Below are 22,838 nucleotides of genomic sequence, written 5' to 3' on the forward strand. Positions count from 1 at the left end.
GTCTCAAAGTCATGCTGGTGGAACAGGCCGACCTTGCTTCGGCAACCTCCTCGGCCAGCACCAAATTGATTCACGGCGGGCTGCGTTATCTGGAGTTTTTCGAGTTCCGGCTGGTCCGTGAAGCGCTGATCGAGCGCGAACGCCTGCTGCGCATCGCGCCCCACATCATCCAGCCCATGCAATTCATTCTGCCGCACGTGCCTGAATTACGGCCGCGGTGGCTGATGCGCCTGGGATTGTTTTTTTACGATCATATCGGCGGTCGAAAGATCCTGCCCGCGTCCCGTAGCGTGCGGTTAGCGCACGGTGACTATGGGGCGCTCCGGCCTGGCTTGGATCATGGCTTCGCCTATTCCGATTGCTGGGTGGATGACAGCCGGCTCGTGGTTCTGAACGCGCTCGATGCAGCCGCGCGCGGCGCGTCGATTCGCACCCGGACCCGCTTTGTCTCGGCCGAGGTGGAAGGCTCGCAATGGCTGGCGAAGATACTGGATCTTAAAACCAACGAAACCAGTCAGGTGCGGGCGCGCGCCATCGTCAACGCCGCCGGGCCATGGGTCAAAAATGTACTCAGCGGCTTTCCCGAAATGGAGGTCGGCGCGCAGGTGCGACTCGTCAAGGGCAGTCACATCGTGGTGCCGCGACTCTACACCGGCGAACACGCGTTCATGCTACAGAACCCTGACAGCCGCATCGTGTTCACCATTCCCTATCAAGATCAGTTCACGCTGGTCGGCACCACCGATGTGCCCTTCACCGGCGATGCCTCCAAGGTCGGCATCTCGCCCGATGAAGTTTTGTATCTATGCGCCACCGTCAATAATTACTTTCGTAAACACATCGCGCCGGCCGATGTGAAGTGGAGTTATGCCGGCGTGCGGCCGCTGTCAGATGACGAAGCTTCTAACGCATCCAAAGTCACGCGCGACTATCGACTCGAACTGACCGAGACGACGCGCGACGCGCCGCCGCTGCTCTCGGTGTTCGGCGGTAAGATCACCACCTATCGACGGCTCGCCGAAAGCGCTCTGGAAAAGTTGCAGCCACACTTGAACAGTAGCGAGCGCGACTGGACCGACAAAGCTGCACTGCCGGGCGGCGATTTGCCACGCGCCGACTTCGCCTCGTTCGCGGCGGGCGTACAGAAGCGTTGGTCATTCTTACCGCCTGCGCTGGCACAGCGACTCTCGCATGCGTATGGCACTCGAGTGGAAAAAATTCTCGGCAAGGCACGGGCCATGCTGGATCTCGGCGAACACTACGGCGGCGGACTGACACAAGCCGAGATCGACTATCTGGTCGCCTACGAATGGGCGCGTAGCGGCGACGACGTGCTTTGGCGCCGAACCAAGATCGGCTTGCACTTGAACGCCCAGGAACGGCGTCGCGTCGCGCGGTTGTTCGATTCGCAACAAACTTGAGCAGACCACGCATGGCCAGCGTTACCGTAACTCCGGTAAGCTGGCGCGCGCATGAACCGCCGCACGCTCATCCGCACCGCTGTCGGAGCCGGCCTAGCAGCCTTTAGCGGGCTGCCGGCATTCGCTGCCGATGCCCCTGCCACTGCACTCGCCGCGCTATTGCAACGACTAGCAGAAGACTATCTGCGTCGTAGCCCGGAAGAAGCCACCGGCAATGAATTCGATGTCGGCAAGCATGCGAACTTACGTTCGCAACTCGACGATCGCTCGCTGAGTGCATCGGCCAAAGACCGCGAGTCATCAGCGCGAGCATTGAGCGAGCTGAGCCGCATCGACCGAACCACACTCGATGCAGCCGCCAAGCTCGACTACGACACTGCGGTGTTCGTGTACTCGACGCTGAAGGAATTGACGGCGCGTTACGGCATGGTCGACATCAACCTGCGACCCAGCCCGTATCCGGTCAGCCAGATGAACGGCACCTATTATTGGTTGCCGGAGTTTCTAGGATCGCGTCATCCGCTCGAGTCGGCGCAGGATGTTGACGCGTACTACTCGCGGTTGACGGCGCTGGGTCGCGCGTTGGATCAGGAGACCGAACGCATTCGGCACGACGCCGGCATCGGCGTGATTCCGCCGAGTTTCGTCATCACTCGCACCATCGCGCAGATTCAAACGCTGCGACAGGCCAAACCAACACAGACGGCCATGATCGCGCCGGCCATGGAACGCGCCAAAGCCAAGAAGCTTGGCGACGTTGGTACGCGAGCCGAACAGATATTCCGAGCCAACATTGCGCCAGCCCTTGATCGTCAGATTCAAGCGCTGCAGTCGTTATCGCCAAAGGCTAAGACTGCCGCTGGCGTCTGGGCGCTGCCCGACGGTGACGCCTACTACGCAAGCTCCGTTCGCTCGAACACCACGACCAGCATCGCCCCTGGTGAACTGCATCAGCGCGGTCTGCAACTGGTCGCCGATATCACAGCGCAACTAGACCGCGGCTTGCAGCAGCAAGGACTGAAAACCGGATCAGTCGCTGAGCGCGTCAAAGCACTAGATGCCGATGCTCGCTTCCTGGTGCCGGAGAACGATGCCGGTCGCGAGCAACTGTTGGCCGCGGCGAGCGACATGATCGCTGCGATTCGCGCGCTGCTGCCGAAAGGGTTCCAGACCATCCCCAAGGATGAGTTACTGGTGAAGCGCATTCCGGTGGCCATCGAGAATGGCGCGCCCGGCGCGTTCTACAGCGATGGCGTCGGCGGCCAGCCCGGCACGTTCTCATTGAATCTGAAGTCGCCGGCCGAGCTGCCGTTATGGCGCTTGCCGACGCTGGCACATCACGAAGGCATTCCCGGACATCACTTCCAATTCAGCGTGCTACGCGCGGCTGGAGAGTTGTCGCTGTTCCGCCGGCTGGTGCGTTTCTCTGCGTACACCGAAGGCTGGGCGCTTTATGCCGAGCGTGTGGCTGACGAGCTCGGCATCTATGACAGCAATCCAGCTGGGCGCATCGGACTGCTGCAATCGGAGCTGTTCCGTGCCGCGCGCATCGTCGTCGACACTGGCATTCATCATCATCGCTGGACGCGCGAGCAAGCCGTCAAATGGATGGTTGAGAACGCGGGCGAGCGACAGATGGCCGCCGAACGCGAGATCGATCGTTACTGCGTGTATCCCGGCCAGGCTTGCAGCTTCATGGTAGGCGCAACTGAGATTCGTGCCGCTCGTGAGCGGGCTCGTCAACGGATGGGCTCGCGCTTCGATGTGCGCGCATTTCACGACCTGGTGCTGCGATCCGGCCCCGTGCCCATCGATGTGCTGCACTCAGCGGTGGATCAGTGGAGCCAGACCGCGTCCGCTTGAGCACGGACGCAGCCTGTCTGCCTAGTTCATCTGAATGGGCGCTAGAACCGATACTGCAACTCCATTCCATAGGTTCGCGGATACGTCAGCGACACTGAGCGCCGCGACCCGATGGGCGTCGGCGAACTGCCCGTGGAACTGCCATAACCGATTTCGTCGAGCGCGTTCTTGACGAAACCGATGACGGTGTAGCGATTCTCCGCGTCATTCCATAACAAACGAAAGTCTGCGATCTCGAACGATGGCGCCGTATAGATTGGATTGTTCCAAATGGTCGATTGCTGATCGCCCGTGTCGGTGTACATGCCGCTGACCGTGAACGAGCCCGGCGTGAATCTCCACGTGTAGTTCGCACCTACCGTCCACTTGTTCTTGGGCGACAACGGCAGGCGATTGCCGACCAAGGTCTGCGCCACGTCACCGTTGGGCAACGTGCTAGTGCGACGAGCGCCCGCCGTCAGGCCGGTGGGATCGGCGTTGTCGACGAAACAGCAGCCGTCGGTGATCTTGGCGTCCAGATACGAGTAGCTGGCCATCAGCTGCAATCGATTTATAGGCGACCAACTCGCCTCCACTTCCACGCCTTGCACGCGAGCCTGCAAGTTGAGAAAGCGTGCGGCCGTAATCGTACCGAGCGACACCGTCAGCGGCGTTTGGAACCCGTCGTAGTCGCTATAGAACACCGCGGTATTCACTTGCAGCTGATCCGCGAGCACGGTCTTGATGCCTAGTTCGTATGAGTCGACGTACTCAGGGTCGGCATACGGATTGGGCGTGAGACCGTTGGAGCCCAACCAGCCGCCCGACTTGTAGCCGCGGCTGTAACGCAGATACACATTCGTATCGTCGTTGGGCTCCCACTGCAGACCCGTGGTACCAGTCACCGCATCCCAATTGCCAGCGAGGCTACGCCGCAAGCCGCCACCGGGATTCGCCGTCAGATCCGGCGAACAGGCAGTGGCACCGCAGACCTGGCTCTGTGTTACATCCAACGCCAGCGCCTGCGTTTGCGCCAGCACTGCTGGAGCAATCAGCGGCGCGATGATTGGCACTTGCGTTTGTATGTACGCGAGCGGCGTACCGACAGGAAACAAGCCGATGATGATGCTCTCGAGCGTGCCTTGCGCGTCGGCCGCGGCAATCGCAGTCCCAGGCGTGCGAGCCACGTAACGAGCACTGTCGATGCCAGTCTTTTTATCTTCGGTGTAACGCAAGCCCATGGTTAATGTCCAGGCCTTGGCAAACGACCAATCGACCTGGCCGAAACCAGCGTACGAATCGGTTTCCAAATGGCCGTCGACTGCTAGAAACGCGCCGCTCGGATTCGCCGCCGCGCCCAGCGGATTCATGATGGCGTTGTCGCCGACCACCGCGATGCCCTGCGGCTGGTCCCATTTCTGGCTGTATTGATACAACCCCACGATCCATTGCACAGCGCCGTCGCCGTTCGAGGCAAGATTCAACTCATTCGATTGCCACTGCTGATACTCGCGATAATAAGTCCGTGCATCGGGAGTGACGTTCAATGCGGTGAATGCAGGACGAGCAATGGTCTGGCTAGGCAACGGTCCCGCCGCACCGTCCAGATCGATGGACAACGTTCCGCTCGATGGCACTGGAACGTTGAATGGCGCAGTTCGCGGCGTGTTGTCGCTGTCCGATGACGTGAAATAGGCGTACTGCTGATAACCGGACAACAACTTCAGCGTGGCACCCTCGAAGTCCGCCGTCACATCCAAGTGGACTCGATGCTGATCGTGTAGCGTGCCTTGGGACGGTGAGTTGGTGTTGATGGTGTAGGGATCGGCCACGCTTGGATTCACACCGCCATAGCCAAACACGCTGTTGTAGTACAACGCCGAGCTGCCGGTTCCGGACAACGAAATGTTGTTGAACGCGGAAATGGTGCTGCCGAGCGTGTTGCCCACTCCGTAACTATCCTGCCACTCGAACTTCGAATACCTCAGCCGCGCGACCACTCGCTCACCCAGGTCCGCTTCGAGCTGCGCTTCGACCATCCAGCGATCGCTGTCGGCGGTGTCGCCGCCGGTGCCGATGTTGTTGATGAAGCCTTGCTCGCGTCGATCCTTGGAGCCGCCGATCAAAAAACGTAACGACTCAGTCAACGGGCCGCGCAACAGTGCATCGGTGCGCCAACTGCCGTAGTTGCCGAAAGTACCGCGAACCTCGCCGTTGAATTCCTTGGTCGGTCGTTTGGCAATGACGTTGAGTGTGCCGCCGATGGAATTGCGACCGTACAAAGTGCCCTGCGGGCCGCGCAGGATTTCGGTGCGATCGATGAACAACGACGGCGTCGAAGTGTCCGCCATGGACGTGGAAAAAATGCCATCGGAATACAACGCCACCGAAGGGTCAGTGCCGATGTTATTGGTGAGACGGCCGAAGCCGCGAATCGATAGTCGATCGTTGTTGGTATAGCTCAAGCTGGGCGTGATGCGCGCCACGTCTTCTATTGTGTTGACGCCGATCAGATCTCGGCGGGCGCTGGTGTAGGCGGAAACGGCAACGGGTACTTCCAGTAACGTTTGTTCGCGCTTCTCGGCAGTGACTACGACTTCTTCCAGTGTTCTATTGCTGACTTCCTGTGCGTTCGTCATCCCACTCACGCACAACAGGCCGCCCATGACGGACAGCATCCCTCGCTGTTGCATCTTCATGAGAACCCCCGTCGGACTGCCGCGGCAGCCGATTACTAGTTATATGTGGAACCGATAAATCCCTTTGGGCTGGTCAGTAGCGTGGTCGTCTGTAGCCATACCGAGAATAAAAATTTACCCCTGGCAACGCAATATGTCCGATTAATGCCGCTGCACGGAACTGTACTGGCCCTTCTATGAGCTGTACTCCAAGCTGCGGAACCTAGCTGACCTGCTAGCCGTCATCCGCACAGTGGCACAATCCGCGCCTTCTTCGAGGGGCGCGGCGTAGCGAGGTCTTGATTGTGAAGCGTGATTTTCTGCAACGGCTGACGGCCGAGACTGAACAGCTGCGGACCCAAGGTCTGTTCAAACCAGAACGCATACTTAGCACTCCGCAAAGCGCTTCAGTGCGCGTGGTCGGCGGCAACGAAGTGCTGAATCTTTGCGCCAACAATTATTTAGGCCTGGCGAACCACGCGTCGGTGCGCGAGGCAGCGCGACTGGCGCTGGATCGTTATGGCTATGGCATGGCCTCGGTGCGCTTCATCTGCGGCACCCATCAAATCCATAAGGACCTGGAAGAGCGCCTGAGCCGCTTTCTGGGCACCGACGACACGATTCTGTATTCCTCCTGCTTCGACGCCAACGGCGGCTTGTTCGAAACCTTGCTGGACGAGCAGGACGCAGTGATCAGCGACTCGCTGAATCACGCCAGCATCATCGACGGTATCCGCCTGTGCAAAGCGCAGCGCTTCCGTTATGCCAACAACGATCTGGATGAACTGGAAACGCGACTCAAAGAAGCCGCCAACGCCCGTGTGCGCTTGATCGCCACGGACGGCGTGTTCTCCATGGACGGCGTGATCGCACGCTTGCAGGAAATTTGCGACTTAGCGGATCGATACGACGCACTTGTCATGGTGGACGATTCGCACTCTGTGGGTTTCATCGGCGACAAGGGTCGCGGCACACACGAGTTGCGTGGCGTAATGGATCGCGTGGACATCATCACCGGCACGCTCGGCAAAGCATTGGGCGGCGCTGCTGGCGGCTACACGTCGGGTCGCAAAGAAATCATCGCCTGGCTGCGGCAACGCTCGCGACCTTATTTGTTCTCCAACAGCATTCCGCCATTCATCGCGGCGGCCAGCTTGCGAGTGATCGACCTGCTCGAGGCTGATGACCAGCTACGCGTGAAACTGCGTGAGAATGCAGCTCACTTCCGCAAAGGCATGACGGACGCCGGCTTCAACCTGGTGCCCGGCGAGCACCCCATCATTCCGGTCATGCTCGGCGATGCCAAGGTCGCGTCCGAGTTTGCCCAGCGCCTGCTCGATCATGGCGTTTATGTCATCGGTTTCTCTTTCCCGGTGGTCCCGCACGGCAAGGCGCGCATTCGCACGCAAATGTCCGCGGCGCATACCACCCAGCAGCTGGACAAGGCCGTCGCTGCATTCACCACAGTAGGCAAGGAACTCGGCGTCATTCGATAATTCATTCAACTTCAGAGCAAACGAATAACCATGCGCGCACTAGTCAAAGCCCATGCTGCTGTCGGTATCGAGTTACAGGAGATTCCCAAACCCACGGTGGGACCCAACGATGTGATGATCCGCATCAAGCGGACTGCCATCTGCGGCACCGACATGCACATCTACAACTGGGATGCGTGGGCCCAGAAAACCATTCCCGTGCCGATGGCGGTCGGTCACGAATACAGCGGCGAGATCGTGGAGATCGGCAGCGAAGTATCCGGGTTTGCGATCGGCGATCGCGTCTCTGGCGAAGGTCACATCACTTGCGGCTACTGCCGTAACTGTCGCGCCGGCCGTCGGCATCTTTGCCGTAACACGCTCGGCGTGGGCGTGAATCGTCAGGGTTCGTTCGCCGATTACGTGGTGATTCCTGCGTTCAACGCGTTCAAGCTGCCCGCCGTCATCGACGACGAAATCGCGTCGATCCTGGATCCGCTGGGCAATGCCGTGCACACCGCACTCGCGTTCGACCTGGTCGGCGAAGACGTGCTGATCACCGGTGCCGGTCCGATTGGCATCATGGCCGCAGCCATCGCGCGCTTCGTCGGTGCTCGCAACGTCGTGATTACCGACGTGAACGACTATCGCCTGGAACTGGCTCGCAAGATGGGCGCCACGCTGGCGTTGAACGTACAACGCGACTCGCTGGACGACGCGATGAAACAGCTGGGCATGCAGGAAGGCTTCGACGTCGGCCTGGAAATGTCGGGCAACCCTTCAGCCATCCGCAGCATGCTGCGCACCCTGCATCACGGCGGCAGCATTGCCATGCTGGGCATCCCGTCCAGCGAAGTCGCCATCGATTGGAACGAAGTGGTGTTCAAGGGCCTGACCATCAAAGGCATCTACGGCCGTGAGATGTTCGAGACCTGGTACAAGATGGCGGCCATGCTCCAGAGCGGCTTGAACATCCGCCCCATCATCACCCATCGCCTGCCGATCAAGGACTATCAGCGCGGCTTCGAAATCATGGGCGCGGGTCAGTCGGGCAAGGTGGTACTGGATTGGGAAACTGCCTGATCCAGACAGTCACTAGAGCCCCGCCGTCACGGCGGGGCTCTTTTTATTTCAGAGGCCGATTCAGGGCGCCGAACAGGCGCAGTAGTAATAAACCTGTTTCGGATCGTTGAACTGCGCCATGCGCTTCAGCTCGCTTTCCAGCGGTGCGAGGATGCGACGAGCGTTAGCAAACAACTCATGTTCCGGCACCAGGGCGCGAGTGATGCGAGCAGCCAGTGCTTGCGAGCGCATGGCCAGGGCTTGGCGCCAACCGAGCGGCGGCTCGATGTAATGAACTTTATAGTCCTTACCCAAACCGGCGCGCTCCGCGGCTGAGTCCAACGCATCCTTGTAAGAACCGAGCTTGTCGACCAAGCCATTCTGAGCCGCGTCCACGCCGGCCCAGACGCGACCTTGCGCGACCGCGTCGACGTCTTCGAATGTTTTCTCACGCGCGCTGGCGACGTTGTTCACGAACACGCTGTACGCATGATCGATGGAGTTCTGCAGGATTTCTTTGGCGCCGTCGTTCAAGGTGCGATCCAAGCGCAACGAGCCGGCATACGGCGTCGTGCCCACGCCGTCGATAGTGACGCCGAATTTTTCCAGCGTGCGTTCGATGGTCGGGAACACAGCGAACACACCGATCGAACCGGTGAGCGTCGCAGGACTGGCCCAAATCTCATCGGCATCCATGGCGATGTAGTAACCGCCCGAGGCCGCCATGCTGCTCATCGAAGCGATCACCGGTTTACCTGCCTTGCGTAGCGCATCGATTTCGCGACGAATGACTTCCGAGGCCAGCATGCTGCCGCCGGGGCTGTCGATTCGCAGCACCACGGCTTTGACTTCGTCGTCGTACAGCGCATCGCGCAGCAACCGCGACGTCGAGTCCGAGCCGATGGTGCCCGGAGGTTGCGGGCCGTCCAGAATCTCACCGGCAGCGACCACCACGCCGATGTGATCTCCTTCGATCTCCAGCGCCTGGCCGGAGCGAATCGCGGCGTGATAATCCCAATGCATCACGGCCTTGAAGCTGTGCTCGTCTTTGTCTTCGCCGACCAGCGCCTTGATCTGATCTTCGAACTCGCGACGCGACTTCAATTCAGTGACCAGGTTTTTTTCCAACGCCGCCGCGGCCAGATCGCCGCGATGAGCCTTGGCGATTTCCGCGAACTGGCTCGAGTAGGCCGCAATCACTCCGTCTTCGACGAAGCCACGAGCCTTGGACACGCCGGCCTGATATTGGCCCCACAGCGCATTCAACCAAGCCAGGCTCTCTTGTTCTTCCTGCTCGGACATGTCGCTGCGACTGAACTGATCCGTGAACGACTTGAACTTGCCGGCACGGAACACGTTCACATCCACCTCGAGCTTGTCGATCACACCCTTGAGGAAGGTGCGGTAGTAGCCGAAGCCTTCGATGAGCACCAAGCCGTGCGGATCCAGATAAATCTCATCGGCCTGCGCCGCGAGGTAGTACTGCGCCTGGTCGTAGCTCTCGCCGAATGCGAATACCTTTTTGCCCGCGGCACGGAAGCGCTGAATGGCTTGCGCCAGCTCTTCCATCTTGGCGATGCCGCCGCCGGACATGCCGCCCAGATCCAGCACCATCAATTCGATGCGCTTGTCCTTGGCCGCGGCATCGACGCTGTCGACCAAATCGCGCAGCAATGTTTCGGGACGACTCTGTCCATAAGCTTCCGCGACCGCGCGTTCGAACGGATCGCCGGACAGCTGCTCGACCAGTGCCCCTTGCGGAGCGAGCACCAACGCCGCTTTGCTGGGCACGATGGGGATGCTGGGCGACAAGGCCGCGCCGATCACCATGAACAGGATCAGCAACACGATGAGGTGCAGCACTTTGCGTAACCCATCGAGGCCGCGCCAGATGAAACCGAGAATGCCAGCGATCGCTTTCATGGAAGAATCAAGTCGCAGTGTAGGTCAGACGGTAAATGGCGCCGGCGGTATCGTCGGAGATCAGCATCGAGCCGTCCTCCAGCACCAGCAAGTCGACGGGACGGCCGAACACTTCGTCGCCGCGGTTGAAGCCGGTGGCGAACTGTTCGTAGCTCAAAGCCTTGTGTCCGTTGTTCTGAGTATCCAGACGCACCAGGGTGATGCGATAACCGTTCTTCTGGCTGCGATTCCACGAGCCATGTTCGGCGATCAACACCTGGTTACGATATTTTTCCGGGAACACGCTGCCGGTGTAGAACTTCACGCCCAGCGGCGCCACGTGCGCCCCCAATGTTTGTACCGGCGGCGTCATCTTCGAGCAGTCGCCCAACTTGCCGAACTCGGGATCCTTGGTGTCCTTGCCATGGCAGTAAGGAAAGCCGAAGTCGAGGCCGGCGCGCGGCGCCACGTTCAGTTCGCACGGCGGCGAATCGTCACCGAGATAATCGCGACCGTTATCGGTGAACCACAACTCTTTGCTGGTGGGATGCCAGGTGAAGCCCACCGTGTTACGAATTCCGCGAGCAAACACTTCGTAGCCCGAGCCATCCGCATTCATGCGCGTGATGCTGGCGTACTTCGGTTCGTTACAAACATTGCAGGGCGCGCCGATGGGCACATACAACTTGCCGTCGGGACCGAAGGCGATGTACTTCCACCCGTGATGCCGATCTTTCGGCAAATCGTCGCGCACTACTTTCGGTGCCGGCACATTGGCCAGCGACGACTCGATGCCGTCGTAGCGCAGGATCCGATTGACCTCGGCGACATACAGCGCACCGTCGCGAAAGGCGACGCCGTTCGGCATGTTCAACTTATCGGCCAGCACGCGCACCGTAGGCTTGAGCCCGGTGCCGGGCGTGCCACTGATGGAATAAACGGTGGTGCCGCGCGTACCGACGAACAAGGTGCCTTGAGCGCCCAGCGCCATGGAGCGCGCAGCCGGCACGTTGTCGGCATAGACAGAGAGCTCAAAGCCGCCGGGCAAGCGAACGTTCTGGAGGACCTTGTCGGTCGCGGGGCTCGCGAGCGCAGCCGTCGCGCAACAGGTCGCGAGCAAGCTGAACAGCAGGCGGCGGAGAGGGATGAGCATGGCGTCTCCTCTAGGGAGACACAGTTTAACCAGGCGAGAGACTAAGCCGTTAGCCGCGCGTGATACGCGCAGCCAACTCGGACGGGATCGAAGGCCGGCGTGTAGTTTTGCACCACGCCGGCCGTGCAATCCGGGTCTATTAGACCTTCTCTTCGATGCGCGCTGCCTTACCGGTCAGGTCGCGCAGGTAGTACAGCTTGGCACGACGCACGTTACCGCGACGCTTCACGGTGATGGCGCCGATCGACGGGCTGTAGGTCTGGAACACGCGCTCGACGCCTTCGCCGTGCGAAATCTTGCGCACGGTGAAAGACGAGTTGAAGCCGCGGTTGCGACGGGCAATCACGACGCCTTCATAGGCCTGCGTGCGCTCGCGGTCGCCTTCCTTGACCTTCACTTCCACGACGACAGTGTCGCCGGGGGAGAAGTCAGGAATCTCTTTGCCGATGGCTTCGCTCTCGAGCTTTTCGATGATGTTCATGTCGTACCCATCCGTAATCAAAGCGGCGGCGAAGTCCCCTCGCTAACGAGTCGCTCCGCCAAAAATTCTTTCAATAAGCGCTGCTGCTCAGCCGTCAGCGCCAGTTTCTCGATCAAGTCAGGCCGTCGCAGCCAGGTGCGCCCGAGCGCCTGTTGCTCTCGCCAGCGCCGAATCGCGGCATGATTGCCACCGACCAGCACCGCAGGCACCGCCTGCCCTTCGAACACTTCCGGCCGCGTGTAGTGCGGCCAGTCGAGCAGCCCGGCGACGAACGAGTCTTCCACCGCCGAGGCTTCGTCACCCAGCACGCCCGGTAGCAACCGGACCACTGCGTCGATCAACACCAGCGCCGGCAACTCGCCGCCCGACAACACGTAGTCGCCGATGGACACGCATTCGTCGATCTCCGACTGAATCAGTCGCTCATCGACGCCTTCGTAGCGTCCCGCCAGCAACAGCAGGCCCGGCAACTGCGCCAGCTCCTGCGCCTTCGCGTGACTCAGCGGCGCCCCATCGGCGGCGAGATACACGCTACGGCTGCCAGCCGGCAGTCGCGCCTTCGCGGCTCGAATCGAGGTACGCGTCGGCTCGATCTTCAACACCATCCCCGGCCCGCCCCCGTAAGGACGGTCGTCGACGGTCTTATGCACATCCATCGCAAACTCGCGCGGGGTCGTGGCGTTCACTGCCACCGTGCCGCGCTCGATGGCGCGACCCAAGACACCCACTCGAACTGCCTCGGCCACGAACTCCGGAAACAGCGTCACCACTTCGATGCGCATGATCCGCGGCCTCAGTCGTCCAGCCAGTCCACACCCCAGTCGAACACGATGCGCTTGGCCTCGAGGTCAACTTTGACGATCCGATCCTTCACGAACGGGATCCAGTGCTCCTTGGTGCCCCGGACCACCGCGATATCGCCACCCGGCGTACTGCGGAAGTGATCCACGCGCCCCAGCAATTCACCGCTCGGGGTCAGCGCTTCCAGGCCTTCCAAATCGCTCCAGTAAAACTCTCCGGGCGCCGTCGGCGGCAGCTCACTGCGCAGTACGGCGATCTCCACGCCGACCTGCAACCGAGCCTCTTCCGGAGAGTCGATACCGGCGAGCTTCGCCTGCACGCCTTTGGCGGTCATCCGCCCGTCTTCGACTTCGACCGCTGCCCACTGCCCGGCTTGGCGCAGGTGCCAGCGTTCGTATTCCAAAATATTGTCGGGCGGGTCGGTGTACGAAGTGATTCGCACCCAACCCTGCACGCCGAAGGCGCCGCCGATTTTACCCAGCACCACCCAACGGTCTTCCGTCGCTTGCGCGTCGCCCATAGTCAACTACTAACCCAGTCAACTAAATCGAGAGCGGCGCCCCGCCGAGCCTGAATCAGGCCGCGACAGCCTGCTTGCGATGGTTCTTGACCAGCTCGGCCACGCGCTCGGACGGCTTGGCGCCCTTGCTGACCCAGTAGTCGACGCGATCCAGCTTCAGCTCCAGCCGGCGCTGCTTGCCGGTCGGGATCGGGTTGAAAAACCCGAGCTGTTCCAGGGTAGTACCGCCCTGACGCATACGGCTGTCCGTGACGACGATGTGATAGAAGGGCGTCTTTTTCGCCCCGCGACGGGTGAGCCGGATCGTGACCATGCTGCTAAAGCCTCGAAAACAATACGTATAGCCGGGCATCCGGGCGCAGGGGCCCCGGAAAAGGGCGCGAACTATACTGAAAACAGGTGATTAGTGGAAGGGCTGCCTATTGGGGACGCGGGAAGCCGCCACCGCCGCCGAAGGCACTCATCAGACGCCGCAAGCCGCCCCCCTTGGAGAACGTCTTCATCATCTTCTGCATCTGCAGGTGGTTCTTCAGCAGCTTATTGATCTCCGACACATGCACCCCGGAGCCGCCGGCGATGCGCCGCTTGCGGGACGCGTCGATGGTCTTGGGGTAGCGCCGTTCACCCGGGGTCATGGAGCGGATCATGGCCAGCTGGCGCTTGATCTCCTTCTCGTTGCCCTGGGGCATCTGCGCCGCTTTGCCGGCCAATTGCGCCGGCAGCTTGTCCATGAGCGCGCTCAGGCCGCCCATCTTCTCGACCTGCTGCAGCTGATCGTGCAAGTCCTCCAGGTCGAAGTCCTTGCCCTTCTTCAGCTTGCGGGCCAGCTTCTCGGCCTGCTCGCGATCGACGTTCTGGGTGACTTTCTCGACCAGCGACAACACGTCGCCCATGCCGAGAATGCGCGAGGCGACTCGTTCGGCGTGGAAAGGCTCCAGCGCATCGGTCTTCTCGCCGGTACCCATGAACAGAATGGGGGCACCGGTGATCTGCCGTACCGACAGCGCGGCACCACCGCGCGCGTCGCCGTCAGTCTTGGTGAGCACGACGCCAGTCAGCGTCAGTGCCGCGCCGAACGCCTTGGCCGCGTTTACCGCGTCTTGGCCGGCCATGCTGTCGACGACGAACAGCGTTTCCGTGGGCGAAACGGCGCCGGCGATCTCGCGGATCTCGACCATCATTTCGTCGTCGACATGCAACCGACCGGCGGTGTCGACGATCAGCACGTCATACAGCGACTGCTTGGCCTCGGCGAAGGCTTCTTTCGCCAGAGTGACCGCCGGCTTCTTGGGATCCGACGGATAAAACGCGACCTCCAGCTGCGCGGCCAGCCGCTCCAGCTGCAGGATGGCAGCGGGGCGATAAACGTCGGTACTGGCCAGCAGCACCTTCTTGCGCTCGTTTTCCTTCAACCACTTGGCCAGCTTGCCGGCTGAGGTGGTTTTACCCGCACCTTGCAGGCCCGCGAGCAGGATGACGACCGGCGGCTGCGCGCGCAGGTTCAGTGGCCGTACGCCCGCGCCCATCAGCGCGATCAGCTCATCGTGGATGAGCTTCACCAGCATCTGACCCGGCGTCAGGCTTTTATCGAACTCCTGACCCACCACCTTGCCGCGGATGGCGTCCACGAAGGTTTTCACCACCGGCAAGGCGACGTCCGCCTCCAGCAGCGCCATGCGCACCTGGCGCAGGGTGTCGGCGATGTTCTCCTCGGTGAGGCGCCCGCGACCGCGCAGGCTTTCCATGACGCCTTGCAGGCGTTCAGTCAGTTTGTCGAACATGGTCTCGAGGTCTACCGGTAAATGGGAGTTGTTACGCTCTAGTTTAGGCGATCCGTTATCCTAGGGGCGTCATCCTTATCTGAGCCCCCCACCTCAGTGCTGTCCATCGTCGTTCTCGCTTGCTATTTGGCTTGCGCCGCATGGCTTGCCTCGAGCGTCTACCGTGCCGATGAAAATGCCGCGCGCGGTCGTCGTATCGCCGGGCTGGCACTCGGGGCCATCGCCGTGGCGCTGCATGCATCGCTGCTCTGGAGCAGCGTGTTCGCCAAGCCCGAGCTGGCATTCACGGTGGCCGAGACCGCCTCGCTGATCGGCTGGCCCACGGGCCTGATCGCACTGATCCTGACCTGGGTGCGGCCGCGCTTCGCCGGCATCAGCTCCGTGCTCATGGCCATTGCCGGCGTGGTCGCCGCTACCACGGTCGAAGGCAACTCCAGTTATGCGGTCGAACAGCAGACCTGGGAAATCGCCGCGCACATCGTGCTCTCGACCTTGGCTTATGCATTGCTGACCATCGCCGTGGCATTGGCCATCGCGCTGGCCTTGCTCGACCGCCGGCTGCGCAGTCGCCAGCCGCTCGGCATGCTGACCATCCTGCCGTCGATGGAAGCGCTCGAAGCGGCGACCTTCCAAGCGCTCGGCGCCGGCTTCGCCATCCTGACGCTGGCCCTCTTCAGTGGCTTCATTTTCGTGCGCGACCTGTTCGCGCAGCACTTGATCCACAAGACCGTGCTGTCCTGCCTGGCCTGGATCGTGTTCGCCGTGCTGCTGTTCGGCCGCTGGCGTTTCGGTTGGCGCGGTCGCGTCGCCAGGAACTGGACGCTGAGCGGCTTCGCGCTGCTCGGCTTGGCGTATTTCGGCTCGAAAATCGTGCTCGAGACCATTCTGGGTCGGCACTGGGGTTAGGAACCGGATTTGAATCCGCATGCCGTTGCATGGGTGACCGTCATGGTGCTCGCGGTGTTAGCCGCCGCACTGGTCGGATTCTTCGTGGGTCGCACTTTGGTGCGTGCGCCCGCCAAACCGCGGCGCTCTGATTCCACGCAGTGGACACCCGATAACCCGCGCCGCCGCCTGACCGACAAGTTGCTCGACCTGGACACCATGAAGGTCGACGACATCATGATCCCGCGCAGTGAGATCGCGAGCATCGACATCGCCGATGACTGGGACACAATCAGCGACACCCTGCGCTCCACGCCACACACACGACTGCCGGTGTGCGAGAACAATCTCGACAACATCATCGGCATTCTGCACATGAAAAAGGTCGCGCATGCCTTGGCACGCAGCGACCTGACGCGCGAACGATTGTTACAACTGGCGCGCGAGCGCGAAGGTTATTTCGTTCCGGAAGGCACCACGCTCAGCGTGCAGTTGCTGAACTTTCAACGCGATCGCCGGCGCATCGCGCTGGTCGTCGATGAGTACGGCGACATCCGCGGCCTGGTGACGTTGGAGGATATTCTCGAAGAAGTGGTCGGCGACTTCACCAGCGCGCCGGGTGCACTCCATCAAGACATTCATCGCGAAGCCGACGGCAGTTTCGTCATCAACGGCGCCATCAGTATCCGAGTGTTGAATCGCACCCTGGGCTGGGACTTGCCCACCGATGGCCCGCGCACTTTGAACGGCTTGATCCTGGAATATCTGGAAACCATTCCGCATCCGGGCACCGGCCTGAAGCTGGGCCCGCTGTCGGTCGAAATTCTGTCGACGGCCGAGAACAGCGTGAAGACCGCGCGCGTGCGGCCTATCGGCTTGCAGCTGGAGCAAGCCGCGTCAAAAGGCGCTGCGTAACGCCTCGTCCAGACGCTCGACGCCGATCACCCGCAGCCCCTCGATCTCACGACGGGGTTTGTTTGCTTCCGGCACGACGGCGAGTTCGAAGCCATGCTTCGCAGCTTCGCGTAGCCGCTCCTCGCCATAGGGCACCGGACGTACTTCGCCTGCCAACCCCAGTTCGCCGAAGCACACCAGCCGAGGTGCGAGCGGCTTGTCTCGCACGCTCGAAACAGAGGCCAGCACCGCCGGCAAATCCGCAGCCGTCTCGGTGATGCGTACACCGCCGACGACATTGAGAAACACATCGCGCCCGGCGGTCGACACGCCACCGTGTCGATGTAACACCGCCAACAGCAACGCCAGTCGATTCGCTTCCAGCCCCACAGCGACGCGACGCGGATTCATGCCCTGCGCTTCATCGGTGAGCGATTGCACTTCGATCAACATCGGGCGGCTGCCTTCGCGCGCCACCATCACCGCGCTACCCGCGACCGGCTGCGGATGTTGCGACAAGAAAATCGCCGACGGATTTTTCACTTCGCGCAGACCCTGCTCGGTCATGGCGAACACACCGACTTCGTTGGCCGCACCAAATCGATTCTTCACCGCGCGCACCAAACGGAAGCGACTGCCGGCGTCGCTCTCGAAATACAGCACCGTGTCCACCATGTGCTCGAGGATGCGCGGACCGGCGATCACGCCTTCTTTAGTGACGTGGCCGATGATCAGCACCGACACGCCCGATGACTTAGCAAAGCGCACCAGCGCCGCGGCGGACTCGCGCACCTGGGTCGCCGAACCAGGCGACGAATCCACGTCGGTGGCGAACATGGTTTGAATCGAGTCGATGACCAGCACGCGCGCACCGCTTTGTTGCGCGTGATCGATGATGGTCTCGACGTTGGTCTCGGCCAGCAGCTGCAAGGTGTCGCTCACCACTTCGAGCCGGCGCGCGCGCAAGCTCACTTGGCGCAGCGACTCTTCGCCGGTCACGTACAGCGTCGGCGTAGCACGGCTCAGCGCATCGCCCGCTTGCAACAGCACCGTCGACTTGCCGATACCGGGATCGCCGCCCAACAAGGTCACCGAGCCCAACACCAGTCCGCCGCCCAGCACTCGATCCAGTTCCGACAATCCAGTAGCGATGCGCGGCTCATTGGCCTCGGTGACATCGACCAGCCGCTTCGGTCGGTCAGTGCCTGCCGCCAAGGGCCGCCGCTCGGAGCCGTTGCGCGAGCTACGGCTAATACTCATACGCTTGAGCGTGTCGGCAGCACCGCACGACGGGCACATGCCCTGCCATTGCAGGCTCTCGTTGCCACACTGCTCGCAGACGAAGATTTCCTTGGTTTTGGCCATGCTGTTGGAGGGACCGGAAAGGGGACGACTTGGTATGGATGTGAACCGTTCGGCAGCGCCGAGCCCGAGACTTTGCTTCAGGCCATGCAATGGCCGCTACGGGCGCGCCGCGGGTGTGACGCCGCCGGCAATTTAACCTATCGTCCTTCGCTATACTCGCGCCGCACTTTTCGTCCCGCACCAACAGGATAGTGGCTCGGCTTGGCTTGGGTTCTGAGGCTTTAGGCGGTAAACCTTCGTGGCGGCAAAACTGGCGCGATTCTCGTGGCTTCCCGGCGGGCTGGCAGCAGCTCTGGCGGTAGCCGTGGGTCAGTGGGTCTCCTCCCCCACCGAGTTGCCCCTGGAGCGCACCGTCTACGACCGCATGATGGCCTCGGTCGAGGTCGCACCATCCCGCGAAGTGGCCATCGTCGCCATCGACGACGCCAGCCTGGCGCAGCTGGGCGAGTGGCCCTGGCCGCGCGATGTGCATGCCAGCCTCATCGATAAGCTGAAAGCGGAAGGCGCGCGCGTCGTCGCTTTCACCGTCCCCTTCGACACTGCACGACGCACCAGCGAACGCGAAAAGGTACGCGCTGCGCTGGCGCTGCTCGAGTCCAGCAATCTGGGTAACTCCGATCAGGCCCGACAGCTGCGCAAACTGCTGGGCGAATCGGCCAGCGGCCGCGATCCGGATGCTCACCTGGCCCGGGCCATGGCCTCGCACGGCAATGTAGTGTTGCCGGTCCATATCCGTCTCAATGACAAGGCCTCGACCGACGAGCAAATTCCAGCGCGCTTCGCCCCTGGTGCCGATCCTTCGGTGTTGCGCCGTGCCGCTGGCGCCGAAATTTCCATGTTGCCCGCGCCCGTGTTTCTCGCCGAGGCCAGCGGCATCGGCCACACGCAGATACAACCGGATAGCGATGGCGTGGTGCGTACCGACCTGGCCGCCGTGCGCGTCGGTACCGGTCTCGTACCGTCACTCGCTGCTGTCATTGCAGGTCGCGCCCTTGGCGTCGCGCCAAACGAAATGGCATTCCATTCCAGCAATGCGCTGACCCTGGGAACTCGACGCACGCCGTTGGATTCCACTGAGCACAGTCGGCCACGATATTTCCCCGCGAGCGGCGTGCAGGCATTTCAGCAATATCCCTACTGGCAAGTGTTATCGGGTGGTGTGCCGAAGGGCCAGCTGCGCGACAAAGTGGTGCTGATCGGCTTGATGAACAGCGACACCGTGGACGATGCCCTCGCGACGCCGACGAGCAAAGCCACGCCGCCGGTCATCGCCATGGCCAGCGCCGTGTCCAGTTCGCTCGCCAGCCAGATGTATGCTCGCCCCTCGTATGCACCGGCGATCGAATGGAGTGTGGTCGCGCTGGTGGTGCTGTACGCAGCCTTCATGCTGCCGGCGATGGGTGCCGCGATCGGCGGCATGACCACAGTATTGTTCATGGTGCTGTTGGCAGGCACCGAAGTCATGTTGTTGCGTTCGTCGCAAACCTGGCTGCATTTATTACTGCCGTGCCTGGCGCTGGCTGCCGGCTACGGTTTGTATCTGGTCGGCGAGTTGATCCGCCGCGCCAACATCCGAGCGCAAGGCGTGCTCGATCCCGGCGCGAATTTGCGTTCGCTCGGCCAGACCTTTCATAAGCAGGGCCAATTGGATCTGGCCTTCGAGACCTATCAACGCTGCGCGCTGGATGCGCCGACGATGGAGCTGCTCTACAACCTCGGCATGGATTTCGAACGTCGCGCGCAGCTGTCGCGAGCATCAGCGGTGTACACCTACATCGCGACGCGCGATCCGAATTACCGCGAACTGAAGATGCGTCGCGCACGCGTGCGTGAAGAGCCTTCGACTCACGACATAGCCCGCGACCTGCCGCCGCCGGTTGCGCAACCTCAGGTGAAACGCGAACCGCCGCGACCGATCCGGCCGCAGCGGCCGGCACTCGATTTGAAAGACCACGAACAAACTGTGCCCGATCTGCCCGACTATCCGCCGCCGGCACGCGCCTCCTCCAAGCGCACCCTCGGCCGCTATGAAATCGAACGCGAGCTCGGCAAAGGTGCCATGGGCATCGTGTATCTAGGCCGCGACCCGAAGATCAATCGCGTGGTGGCCATCAAGGCCATTCCGCTCGCCGAGGAGTTCGAAGAGGACGACCTGGTCGAAGCCAAGGCGCGTTTCTTCCGCGAGGCCGAGATGGCCGGCCGGCTGAATCATCCGGCCATCGTCACGGTCTACGATGCGGGCGAAGACAATGGCCTTGCGTACATCGCAATGGAGTATCTGCGCGGTCATCATCTGAGCACCCACACCGACTCGAAGCAGTTGCTGCCGCCGAAAAACGTGATGCTGCTCGTCGCCCGGGTGGCGGACGCTCTGCACTATGCGCACCGGCAGAACGTCGTTCATCGCGATATCAAACCAGCTAATATAATGTTCAATCCCGAGACGGATGAATTGAAGATCACCGACTTCGGAATTGCACGCCTGACCGATACAAGCCGAACCAAAACCGGAATCGTCCTGGGCACACCGTCATTCATGTCACCGGAACAGCTGGAAGGGCGCACGCTCGACGGTCGCTCCGATCAATTCGCCCTCGGCGTGAGCCTGTACCAACTGCTGTGCGGTCAACTGCCGTTCCGCGCCGACTCGATGCCGCGACTGATGCAAAAAATCGCCACCGAGCCGCATGCGCCGATCCGCATGATCCGTCCCGACTTGCCGCCGGAGATCGAAACCATCATCGACCGCGCCTTGTCCAAATCGGCAGACGATCGTTACGTGACTTGCGCCGAACTGGCCCTGGCCTTGCGCGCCCTCGCCGGGCCGCCGGAAAAGAGCGCGGCCCAGGCCGAACACGAGTGGTTGCTACCTTGACCACCAACAGCGGCTTGTCAGGGAGGGACTGCTAGGTGCGTGGCAAGATCCGCTCCGTTGGTTTGAGCGACGTGGGTCGCGTGCGTGAGCACAACGAAGACACCATCGGTGTCGACGCCGACATCGGCTTGTTCGTGCTGGCCGACGGCATGGGCGGCTACAACGCCGGCGAAGTCGCCAGCGGCATCGCCGTGAAGACCGTGATGAGTCTGGTGAAGGAAGCGGTCGAGCGTCAGGACATGACCTCCTCCGATCCGGAAACCGGCATGGCCCGGCCCAGCATCGTGTTGCGCGACTCGATCGCGCGCGCCAACAAGATCATTTATCAGACCGCCAAGACCCAGCCGCAATGCGAAGGCATGGGCACCACCATCGTCGCTTGCCTGTTCTTCGATAACCGCGTGGCCATCGCCCATGTCGGCGACTCGCGGCTGTACCGGTTGCGCGCCAACCGGCTCGAGCAGATGACCATGGACCACTCGCTGCTCCAGGAGCTGGTGGACCGGGGCTTCTATTCGCAAGCCGAAGCCCAGCGGGCCACCAACAAGAACTATGTGACCCGCGCCCTGGGGGTAGAGCCCACGGTGGAGGTCGAGGTCCATGAACAACCTGTCGATAAGGGTGATTTCTTCTGCCTGTGCTCGGACGGCCTGTCCGACATGGTCGAAGACGACGACATTCACTTAACTATGAGCACCTTTAGTGCTAGCCTTGAAACGGTAGCTAAGCAATTGATTCAATTATCGAACGACAACGGCGGTCGCGATAATGTGTCGATCATCCTTGCGCAAGTTGTGGACTCGTTCGCAGCGCGAACGGGGGTTGTTGACAGAATCTTGCGCTGGTTTGGCTAGTCACAGGTCGTAGACTGGCACTACTCGGGGACGAGCAAATGGCACGGTTGATCCTCAGCCTGGACGGTTCGGTCATGGCCGAATACAACATGAACAAGGAGCGGTACACCGTCGGCCGCCTCCCCGATAATGACATTCGGATCGATAATCCAGCCGTGAGCGGTCACCACTCGCTGGTGATCAATATTCTCAACGACTCGTTCCTCGAAGACTTGAACAGCACCAATGGCACTTACGTCAACGGCAAGCTGATCAAGAAACATGCGCTTCAACATGGCGACGTGGTCACCGTCGGCCATCATCAGCTGCGCTTCGTGGACACCCAGAGCTCGGACAGCGAGCCCGACGAATTCGAAAAGACCATGGTGATTACGCCGGGTTCGGCCGTGGCCGCCGTCGCTGCCAAGAAGGCCTCCGCCATGTCGCCTCCGCCGCCGCCTGCTCCGACGCCGAAGGCTGCTCCGACTCCGAACCCTGCTGCGTCGTCCGCGGCGCCGCCGCTGACTCGCCCGATGCCGCCTCCTGGCAGCACCAGCGCCACCGGCGAGCACGCCGGCATCGCTCTGCCCAAGGCCAAGCTGCAGGTGTTGAGCGGCGCCTTCGCCGGCCGCGAACTCGAATTGAACAAGGCATTGACCACGCTCGGCCGTCCCGGCGTGCAAGTCGCTGCGATCACCCGCCGTGCCGATGGTTATTTCATCGTGCACGTCGACAGCGGCAAGCCTGGCGATTATCCGTCCGTGAACGGCACCGCGATTGGCGAGCAGGCTCGCAAGCTGGCCGACAACGATGTGATTCTGCTGGCCGGCGTGAAGATGGGCTTCTTCGAGGGCTGAGACTCAGCCCGGC

General features: G+C 61.5%; 18 protein-coding genes. 9 read left to right on the forward strand and 9 right to left on the reverse strand.

Annotated features, from left to right (window positions below; all coding sequences use genetic code 11):
* On the forward strand, positions 1-1,421 hold a 1,421-nt coding region (gene glpD, locus JNL55_RS04240; RefSeq protein ID WP_293849762.1), incomplete at its 5' end, for a glycerol-3-phosphate dehydrogenase.
* Between the two features lie 51 nt (positions 1,422-1,472).
* Complete coding sequence (locus JNL55_RS04245; RefSeq protein WP_293849765.1) at positions 1,473-3,284, forward strand: DUF885 domain-containing protein; 1,812 nt, start codon at positions 1,473-1,475, stop codon at positions 3,282-3,284.
* A gap of 41 nt (positions 3,285-3,325) precedes the next feature.
* Here the strand turns inward: JNL55_RS04245 and JNL55_RS04250 are convergent, their stop codons facing one another.
* Complete coding sequence (locus JNL55_RS04250; protein WP_293849768.1) at positions 3,326-5,962, reverse strand: TonB-dependent receptor; 2,637 nt, start codon at positions 5,960-5,962, stop codon at positions 3,326-3,328.
* Positions 5,963-6,246: 284 nt separating this feature from the next.
* On the opposite strand from JNL55_RS04250, the gene JNL55_RS04255 reads away from it, so the two are divergent.
* Together JNL55_RS04255 and tdh are read left to right on the forward strand one after the other, a co-directional pair.
* Complete coding sequence (locus JNL55_RS04255) at positions 6,247-7,437, forward strand: glycine C-acetyltransferase (protein ID WP_293849771.1); 1,191 nt, start codon at positions 6,247-6,249, stop codon at positions 7,435-7,437.
* 30 nt (positions 7,438-7,467) lie between these two features.
* Positions 7,468-8,499 carry an L-threonine 3-dehydrogenase gene (gene tdh / locus JNL55_RS04260; RefSeq protein ID WP_293849774.1) on the forward strand — a complete coding sequence of 344 codons (1,032 nt, stop codon included), beginning with the start codon at positions 7,468-7,470 and terminating at the stop codon, positions 8,497-8,499.
* Between the two features lie 60 nt (positions 8,500-8,559).
* Here the strand turns inward: tdh and sppA are convergent, their stop codons facing one another.
* The 7 genes from sppA to ffh form a co-directional block, all read right to left on the reverse strand.
* Positions 8,560-10,401, reverse strand: coding sequence for a signal peptide peptidase SppA (gene sppA, locus JNL55_RS04265; RefSeq protein WP_293849778.1), 1,842 nt, complete (start codon positions 10,399-10,401; stop codon positions 8,560-8,562).
* A gap of 7 nt (positions 10,402-10,408) precedes the next feature.
* Positions 10,409-11,533 carry a PQQ-dependent sugar dehydrogenase gene (locus JNL55_RS04270; RefSeq protein WP_293849781.1) on the reverse strand — a complete coding sequence of 375 codons (1,125 nt, stop codon included), beginning with the start codon at positions 11,531-11,533 and terminating at the stop codon, positions 10,409-10,411.
* 139 nt (positions 11,534-11,672) lie between these two features.
* On the reverse strand, positions 11,673-12,014 hold the full coding sequence (gene rplS / locus JNL55_RS04275) for a 50S ribosomal protein L19 (RefSeq protein WP_116808567.1): 342 nt from the start codon (positions 12,012-12,014) through the stop codon (positions 11,673-11,675).
* A gap of 17 nt (positions 12,015-12,031) precedes the next feature.
* The gene (gene trmD / locus JNL55_RS04280; protein WP_293849787.1) at positions 12,032-12,796 is read right to left on the reverse strand and encodes a tRNA (guanosine(37)-N1)-methyltransferase TrmD; all 765 of its coding nucleotides are present in this window, start codon (positions 12,794-12,796) and stop codon (positions 12,032-12,034) included.
* An 11-nt stretch (positions 12,797-12,807) separates the two neighbouring features.
* Positions 12,808-13,335, reverse strand: coding sequence for a ribosome maturation factor RimM (gene rimM, locus JNL55_RS04285; protein ID WP_293849790.1), 528 nt, complete (start codon positions 13,333-13,335; stop codon positions 12,808-12,810).
* A 55-nt stretch (positions 13,336-13,390) separates the two neighbouring features.
* Positions 13,391-13,648: a 30S ribosomal protein S16 gene (gene rpsP / locus JNL55_RS04290; protein WP_293849793.1), complete on the reverse strand. Its 258-nt coding sequence runs from the start codon at positions 13,646-13,648 to the stop codon at positions 13,391-13,393.
* Between the two features lie 106 nt (positions 13,649-13,754).
* On the reverse strand, positions 13,755-15,116 hold the full coding sequence (gene ffh / locus JNL55_RS04295) for a signal recognition particle protein (RefSeq protein WP_293849796.1): 1,362 nt from the start codon (positions 15,114-15,116) through the stop codon (positions 13,755-13,757).
* A 96-nt stretch (positions 15,117-15,212) separates the two neighbouring features.
* Between ffh and JNL55_RS04300 the strand changes: the two genes are divergently transcribed.
* Positions 15,213-16,022: an inner membrane protein YpjD gene (locus JNL55_RS04300; RefSeq protein ID WP_293849799.1), complete on the forward strand. Its 810-nt coding sequence runs from the start codon at positions 15,213-15,215 to the stop codon at positions 16,020-16,022.
* 9 nt (positions 16,023-16,031) lie between these two features.
* Positions 16,032-16,916, forward strand: a complete 885-nt coding sequence (locus JNL55_RS04305; protein WP_293849801.1) for a transporter associated domain-containing protein — start codon at positions 16,032-16,034, stop codon at positions 16,914-16,916.
* Here the strand turns inward: JNL55_RS04305 and radA are convergent.
* Positions 16,899-18,260, reverse strand: coding sequence for a DNA repair protein RadA (gene radA, locus JNL55_RS04310; RefSeq protein ID WP_293849804.1), 1,362 nt, complete (start codon positions 18,258-18,260; stop codon positions 16,899-16,901). The two genes, JNL55_RS04305 and radA, sit on opposite strands and share 18 nt — an antisense overlap.
* A 238-nt stretch (positions 18,261-18,498) precedes the next feature.
* On the opposite strand from radA, the gene JNL55_RS04315 reads away from it, so the two are divergent.
* The 3 genes from JNL55_RS04315 to JNL55_RS04325 are packed head-to-tail and all read left to right on the forward strand — an operon-like array spanning position 18,499 to position 22,825.
* Positions 18,499-21,135, forward strand: a complete 2,637-nt coding sequence (locus JNL55_RS04315) for a CHASE2 domain-containing serine/threonine-protein kinase (protein ID WP_293849807.1) — start codon at positions 18,499-18,501, stop codon at positions 21,133-21,135.
* Between the two features lie 35 nt (positions 21,136-21,170).
* Entirely contained in the window at positions 21,171-21,989 is an 819-nt protein-coding gene (locus tag JNL55_RS04320; RefSeq protein WP_293849810.1) for a Stp1/IreP family PP2C-type Ser/Thr phosphatase, read from the forward strand.
* Positions 21,990-22,027: 38 nt separating this feature from the next.
* Complete coding sequence (locus JNL55_RS04325) at positions 22,028-22,825, forward strand: FHA domain-containing protein (RefSeq protein WP_293849813.1); 798 nt, start codon at positions 22,028-22,030, stop codon at positions 22,823-22,825.
* The last annotated feature ends 13 nt before the right edge of the window (positions 22,826-22,838 follow it).

The sequence above is a fragment of the Steroidobacter sp. genome (genome assembly GCF_016790065.1).
GTDB lineage: Bacteria > Pseudomonadota > Gammaproteobacteria > Steroidobacterales > Steroidobacteraceae > Steroidobacter.